This window comes from Acidithiobacillus sp. (assembly GCF_023255755.1).
Lineage (GTDB): Bacteria > Pseudomonadota > Gammaproteobacteria > Acidithiobacillales > Acidithiobacillaceae > Acidithiobacillus.
Genome location: NZ_JAGDVS010000094.1, coordinates 6684 through 7836, shown reverse-complemented (window position 1 = coordinate 7836; position 1153 = coordinate 6684). Strand labels below are relative to the sequence as shown.

General features: G+C 55.6%; 2 protein-coding genes. Both read left to right on the top strand.

Annotated features, from left to right (window positions below; all coding sequences use genetic code 11):
* On the top strand, positions 1-420 hold a 420-nt coding region (locus tag Q0C48_RS06705), incomplete at its 5' end, for a phospholipid-binding protein MlaC (protein WP_291522757.1).
* 128 nt (positions 421-548) lie between these two features.
* Positions 549-1153: TolC family protein (locus tag Q0C48_RS06700; RefSeq protein WP_291522758.1), on the top strand; the 605-nt coding region annotated here is incomplete at its 3' end.

Sequence of the window (1153 nt, the reverse complement as noted above, 5' to 3'; positions counted from 1 at the left end):
GATTTCATGACCATGTCGCGCTTCGTCATGAGTCAATACTGGAGCCAGATGACGCCGACACAGCAGGACGAGTTCGTCCGGCTTTTCAAGGATCAACTGGTCCACACGTACATGATTGCATTCAGTCACTACTCTGGACAGACGGTACAGATCCTCAGCAGTCGCCAGATATATCAAAATCCTGACGTCGTGCAGGTGAATACCATGATTCTGCAAACGAACGGGCTGGCGAACATTCCGGTCACCTATGCGTTCATCCAGGAAAATTCTGGCTGGAAGATTTACGATGTATTTATCGACGGGGTCTGCATGAATCTGAGTTACCGGGATACTTACGGGCAAACCGTGGCCCGTGAGGGGATCGCCAATTTTCTCAAAGATATGAGCAAAAAGGAGCAGTCCTGGAATAACGGCCAGTGATTGGGGCAGGCTACGGGCCGCAGCCAAAAAAGGACGCCGTAAGCACCGCGCCGACCCGGACCAACAAAGGCACTGGATATGACCGATTCAGAAAACAATCATCTGCTTTACAAATGACAGGATTCGCCATGCGTTCAACCCATCGTGTTCAACTATGGGGCCTGCTGCTGATTGGCCTGGCCACAGCTTCCACACCCGCCTGGGCGGAAAACCTTATGGAGGCCTACCAGCAGGCCTACCAGACCGATCCGGTGCTCGCCCAGGCCCGTGCCGATCTCCGCGCAGAGATGCAGGACACACCGCTGGCCCGTTCCGCCCTCCTGCCACACCTCGGAGCAGGTGCCGGAGCTGGGTTTAATACCGCCAGCATTACGGGGTTCGGGGCAGCCCCCATAAATCGTGCTTACATGTCAGATAGTTACAGCGTCAATATCAACCAGTCCGTCTTCAACGGACAGGCATGGACCGCGCTGAAACAGGCCGGCACCAAAATCCAGGCCAGCGCCGCCGCGCTGACCTATACCGAACAGCAACTGGCTTTGCAGGTGGCGCAGGCTTACTTCGGCGTACTGGAGGCGCAGGCACAACTGCGGGTCGCCAGAAAACAGAAAAATCTGCTGGAAAGCATTTACCAGCAGACAAAGACCACGCTAAAAGTGGGTACCGGCGACATCATTGCCGTGCGTGAGGCACAAGCCCGTGTCGATGCCGCCGAGGCGGATCTTATCAAAGC